General features: G+C 74.4%; 2 protein-coding genes. Both read right to left on the bottom strand.

The genetic code is table 11. The features are described from left to right. A partial coding sequence (locus tag GRC12_RS40715; RefSeq protein ID WP_208785488.1) for an ATP-dependent helicase occupies positions 1 to 2,891 on the bottom strand: 2,891 nt, incomplete at its 3' end. 101 nt (positions 2,892 to 2,992) lie between these two features. Further along, a complete protein-coding gene (locus GRC12_RS40720) occupies positions 2,993 to 6,187 on the bottom strand; it encodes an ATP-dependent helicase (protein WP_439959940.1) in 3,195 nt (1,064 codons plus the stop codon). Positions 6,188 to 6,225 lie beyond the last annotated feature (38 nt).

Below are 6,225 nucleotides of genomic sequence, written 5' to 3' on the forward strand. Positions count from 1 at the left end.
GCCAGCCGCAGCACCTGGGAGGCGGTGAGCGAGGCGGGCAGGGGGACGTCGGTGACGGCCTCCCGCGCGCGGAGGAGTTCACCGGTGAGGGCGTCGAGGTCGCGGTCCCAGGAGGCGATGGCGCGGGCTTCCTCCGGGGTGAGCCGGGTGGGGGGCGTGGCGGGCGCCGTCCGACGCGCGCGTGCGCTCTCGTGGTTGCCGCGCTCCGGGGCTCCGGCCTGGTGCGGGACGGTCGGGCGGTCCGTGGACAGGGAGTCCCAGTCGGCGGGCTCCTCGTCCGGGAAGGTATCCGCCGGGTACGGCTCGTCGTCGTCCGGGGGCGGCGGCCAGTCCGGGTCCTGGTGGTCGTCGGGGTCGTGTACGGGCGCGGGGTGGCCGTCCTCGTGGGAGGCGAGGTCCTCCAGGTGGGCCAGGACGGTCTCGGCCGCGGCCCGTCGACGGGTGAGGGACGCCTCGTCGAGGGGCAGGGGCCAGACCTGGTCGGCGTCCGCGGCGTGCAGGGCGGGGTTCTCCGCGTCCTCGGCCGGCTCGTCGGCCCAGGCCTCGATCTCGCCGTACCCGGCCTCGCAGTGGTCGTGGAGGGCCCGCAGGAAGTCGGAGGGGCCGCGCGGTTTCTTCTGGGTGGGGCCCCACCAGTGGCCGGAGCCGAGCAGGAGGGTGCGGGGGCGGGTGAAGGTGACGTAGCCCAGGCGGAGTTCCTCGGTGTGCTGGTGATCCTTCATGGCCTCCTGGAAGGCCTTCAGGCCGCGCGCGTCCCAGGACGTGACGTCGGGCAGGGTGTCGGCGTCGCCGCGCAGCTCGTGCGGCAGCACCTTGCCCTGCGCGGTCCACTTCTCCCGGCCCTTGGTGCTGGGGAAGGTGTCCTTGACCAGGCCGGGGACGGCGACGACGTCCCACTCCAGGCCCTTGGACTTGTGGGCGGTGAGCACCTTGACGGTGTTCTCGCCGCCCGGGAGGGCGTTGTCCAGGCCCTTCTCGTACTGGGCGGCCGTCCGCAGGAAGCCCAGGAAGGCGAGCAGGGTCGCCTCGCCGTCGCCGGCGGCGAAGGAGGCGGCGATGTCCAGGAAGTTCGACAGGGTCTCGCGGCGCCGGGCGGCCAGGGCGTGCGGGGACGCCGACAGCTCGACCTCCAGGCCGGTGACGGCGAGGACCCGGTGCAGCACGTCCATCAGCGGGTCCGCCAACGACCGGCGCAGATCGCGCAGTTCGGCGGCGAGGCGGGCGAACCGCACGCGCGCGTCGGGCGAGAACGGCAGCCCGTCGTCCTCCTGCTCGGCGTCCAGCGGCAGCTCCAGGAAGGTCTCCAGGGCGTCCGCGAGCGATATCACCTCGGACGGGTCGACCCCCTCCACGGCCTCGGCGAGCCTGCGGTCCCGGTCGTCGCCGGTGTCCACGCGCGCGTGGGCGACGAGAAAGCGGGCGCGGCGCCCCAGGAGGGCGAGGTCGCGCGGGCCGATGCGCCAGCGCGGGCCGGTCAGCAGGCGTACCAGGGAGGCGTTGGCTCCGGGGTCCTGGAGGACCTCGCAGACGGCGACCAGGTCGGCGATCTCGGGCAGGTGCAGCAACCCGGACAGGCCGACGACCTCGACGGGGACGTCCCGGGCGACCAGGGCGCCCTGGATCTCGGCGAAGTCGGTCGCCGTACGGCACAGGACGGCGATCTCGCCGGGCGCCTTGCCGGTGCGCACCAGGTGGGCGATGGAGTCGGCGACCCACTCGATCTCCTCGGCGTGGGTGGCCAGCAGCGCGCAGCGGACCATGCCGTCGCGCTCGGCGCCCGGGGCCGGCCGCAGGGCCTCCACGCCCGCGTGCATGGCCCGCAGGGGCTCGGCGAGGCCGTTGGCGAGGTCGAGGAGGCGGCCGCCGCTGCGACGGTTCTCGCTGAGTGCCTGACGGGTCGCGGGGCGGCCGTCGGGGTGCGCGAAGTGCTCGGGGAAGTCGTCCAGGTTGGCGACGGAGGCACCACGCCAGCCGTAGATCGCCTGGCAGGGGTCGCCGACGGCGGTCACCGGGTGGCCGGTGCCCTCGCCGAAGAGGCCTGCCAGGAGGACGCGTTGGGCCACCGAGGTGTCCTGGTACTCGTCGAGGAGGACCACCCGGAACTCGTCGCGCAGGATCCGGCCCACCTCGGGGATTCGCGCGAGCCGCGCTGACAGGGCGATCTGGTCGCCGAAGTCGAGCAGGTCGCGTTCGCGTTTGGCGGCGCGGTAGCGGACCACCAGGTCGGCGAGTTCCCGGCGGGCGGCGGCGGCCTTGGGGACCTGCCGCAGGGCGTCGTTGCTGAGCCGGACGCCCTCCAGGGTGGCGAGCAGTCCGGTGTCGTACGTCCGCACGTCCTCGGGCCGTACGAGGTGCTCGGCGAGTTCGGAGTCCAGGGCGAGCAGGTCGCTGACGAGGTCGGCGAAGGAGCGGGTGAGCGCGGGGTAGGGGCCGGGGGCCTCCCTCAGCACACGCGCGGCGAGCTGGAAACGGGTGGCGTCGGCGAGCAGCCGGGAGGTCGGCTCCAGGCCGATGCGCAGGCCGTGGTCGGTCAGCAGGCGGCCCGCGAAGGCGTGGTAGGTGGAGATCACCGGCTCGCCCGGCGGGTTGTCGGGGTCGATGACGTCCGGGTCGGTGACGCCCGCCTTGATCAGCGCCTTGCGCACGCGTTCGGCGAGCTCGCCGGCGGCCTTGTTGGTGAAGGTGAGGCCGAGGACCTGCTCGGGGGCGACCTGGCCGGTGCCGACCAGCCAGACCACGCGGGCCGCCATCACCGTCGTCTTGCCCGAGCCGGCTCCGGCCACGATCACCTGCGGAGCGGGCGGCGCGATGATGCAGTCCGTCTGCTCCGGGGTGAACGGGATCCCGAGGAGTTCCTTGAGCTGATCGGGATCGGTGATACGGGGCGGCACGTCAGAGAGGCTAGCGGCGGCCACTGACAGCGGAGGCCGGATCGCCCCCGGAGCCGGGGGAAAACGCAGGTCGGCGCGCGTGGTGTCGTCGATCATCCGGGTTACTCGACGACGTGCCGTCCCTCCGGGCGGGCACTGCAGGACGCCTGGAACGCGCAGTGGGCACAGTGTTGTCCGGTGGCCGGTGTGAACCGTTCGTCGAGCACCTTTCCGGCGGCCGTGGCCAGCAGCTCGCCGACCCACTCCCCTTCCAGCGGTTCCTGGGCCTGCACCCTGGGCAGGGTCTCGCCGCCGTCGCGCTGGGCGGCGCCCTGGCGCAGCTGGACCAGTTCGGCGCCGCCGGGCTCGGGGCGGGCCCCGTCGAACGCCTCGTCCACGGCGCCCTCACGGACGGCGAGCTGGTAGACGGCGAGCTGCGGGTGGCGGGCCACCTCGGCCTTGCTGAGGGGCTGTTTGCCGGTCTTGAAGTCGACGACGTAGGCCCGCCCTTCGCCGTCCGTCTCCACGCGGTCCATCTGGCCGCGGATGCGGACCTCGTAGTCGCCCGCTTCGAGGGTGACGTCGAAGTCGTGCTCGCTGGCCACGGGGGTGCGGCCGGTGCGGTCCATGACGTGCCACTTCAGGAAGCGTTCGAGCGCCACGCGCGCGTTCTCCTTCTCCTGCGCCGACTTCCACGGCGCGTCGAAGGCGAGCGCGTTCCACACGGAGTCGAGGCGCTCCATGAGGACGGCGAGATCGGCGGGTGTGTGCCCGGAGGCGACCTCGTCGGCGAGGACGTGCACGACGTTGCCGAAGCCCTGGGCGGCCGTCGCCGGTGCGTCGGCCTTCACCTCGCGGCCCAGGAACCACTGCAGGGCGCAGGTGTTGGCGAGTTGGTCGAGGGCGCTGCCGGAGAGGACGACGGGCTGGTCGCGGTTGCGCAGGGGCACCTTGCTCTCGGTCGGCTCGTACATGCCCCACCAGCGGTAGGGATGGGCCGAGGGGACGAGCGGGCGGCCGTCCTCGTCGGCGAGCGCGGCGAGACGGGCCAGCCGGTGGGCGGCGGCCTCCCTGAGGGTGTCCGAGACACGCGGGTCGACCGTCGTGGCGCGCAGTTCGGCGACGAGCGCGGCGACGGAGAGCGGGCGGCGGGGACGGCCGGTGACGTCCCTGGGTTCGACCCCGAGTTCGGTGAGGAAGCGGGAGGGCTGGTCGCCGTCGTCGGCGGCCGCCTTCACGGCGGTGACGACGAGTCGTTCACGCGCGCGTGTGGCGGCGACGTAGAACAGGCGGCGCTCCTCCGCGAGCAGCGCGCCCGGGCTGAGCGGTTCGGCGAGTCCGTCACGCCCGATGCGGTCGGCCTCCAGCAGCGAGCCGCGGCGGCGAAGGTCGGGCCACAGGCCCTCCTGCACGCCGGCGACGACGACCAGGCGCCATTCCAGCCCCTTGGAGCGGTGCGCGGTCATCAGGCGCACGGCGTCCGGGCGCACGGCGCGCCCTGTGAGGGTGTCGGCGGCGATGTCCTCCGCGTCGATCTCCTCCAGGAAGTTGAGGGCGCCCCGGCCGCCGGTGCGCTCCTCCGCGCGCGCGGCGGTCGCGAACAGCGCGCAGACGGCGTCCAGATCACGGTCGGCGTTGCGTCCGGCCGCGCCGCCGCGCCGGGCGGACCGCTCCAGACGCGCGGGCCAGGGTGTGCCCTCCCACAGTTCCCACAGCGCCTCTTCGGCCGTACCGCCGCCTGCGAGGCGCTCCCGGGCCTTGCGCAGCAGCGCGCCGAGCCGCTGGGCGCCACGCGCGTACGCGGGGTCGTGCACGGCCAGGCGCTCGGGCTCGGCGAGCGCGCGCGTGAGCAGTTCGTCGGACGGCGGCGGCAGGGGGTTGCCCCCGGCCCGCTCCTCGTCGCGCAGAGCACGGCCGAGACGGCGCAGGTCGGCGGCGTCCATCCCGGCGAGGGGCGAGGCGAGGAGGCTGAGGGCGGTTTCGGTGTCGAGCCAGCAGGGCTCGTTCCCGTCCTCGTCGTCGCCCCGTACGCTGCCGTCGGCCGCGCCCGGCGCCGACTCCGCCGTCGCCACCGCCCGCAGGGCCGTCAGCAGGGGGGCCACCGCCGGTTCGTGGCGCAGGGGGAGGTCGTCGCCGTCGATGTCCAGGGGGACGCCGGCCGCGGTGAGGGCCCGGCGGACCGTCGGGATGGTGCGGGAGCCGGCGCGGACCAGGACGGCCATCTCGCCCCAGGGGACGCCGTCCTCCAGGTGGGCCCGGCGGAGGATGTCGGCGATGTTGTCGAGTTCCGTGCCGGGCGTCGGATACGTGAAGACCTCTACGCGGCCGCCGTCCCGTACCGGGGCGAGCTCGCGGTGCGCGCGTACCCTCTCCACCGGAAGGCGGGTCAGGGGCATGCGCTGGGTGAGCAGACGGGTCGCGGCGAGCAGGGCGGCGCCGGAGCGACGGGAGGTGCGCAGGACCTCCACGGGCGCCGGACGGCCGTCCGCGCGCGGGAAGGTCTCCGGGAACTCCAGGATGCCGTTGACGTCGGCGCCACGGAACGCGTAGATCGACTGGTCGGGGTCGCCGAAGGCCACCAGGGTGCGGCCGCCGCCCGCGAGGGCGTGCAGCAGCCGTACCTGGGCCGCGTCGGTGTCCTGGTACTCGTCCACCAGTACGGCGTCGTACTGCGCCGCCAGCCGTTCGGCGACCTCGGGGCGGCGGGCGAGGAGGACCGCGCGATGGACCAGTTCCGCGTAGTCGAGGACGCCCTGCATGTCGAGCACGTCCAGGTACTCGGCGAGGAAGGCGGCGGCGGCACGCCAGTCGGGGCGCCCGATACGTCGGGCGAAGGCGTCCAGGGCGCCGGGGCCGAGACCCAGTTCACGGCTGCGGGCGAGGACGGCCCGGACCTCGTCGGCGAATCCCCGGGTGGTCAGACAGGCGCGCAGTTCGTCGGGCCAGCGCACGTGCGCGAGACCGAGCCGTTGCAGGTCTGGCTGACCGGCGAGCAGTTCACGGACGGCGACGTCCTGCTCGGGACCGGACAGCAGCCGCAGCGGCTCCACGAAGAGGTCGCTGTCCTGGTGGGCGCGGACCAGGGCGTAGCAGAACGAGTGGAAGGTGGTCGCCCGGGGCGCGCGGGCGGCCCCCACGCGCAGCGCCATGCGGTCGCGCAGTTCGACGGCCGCCTTGCGGCTGAACGTCAGCACCAGAATGCGCTCGGGGTCACCGCCACGGGCGATTCGCGCCGCCACCGACTCGACGAGCGTGGTGGTCTTTCCGGTGCCCGGCCCTGCCAGGACGAGCAGCGGACCGCCGGTGTGGTCAACCACGGAGCGCTGTGCGGCGTCCAGTCGAGGGGGGACCGGTC

Source organism: Streptomyces griseorubiginosus (genome assembly GCF_017614965.1).
GTDB lineage: Bacteria > Actinomycetota > Actinomycetes > Streptomycetales > Streptomycetaceae > Streptomyces > Streptomyces griseorubiginosus_B.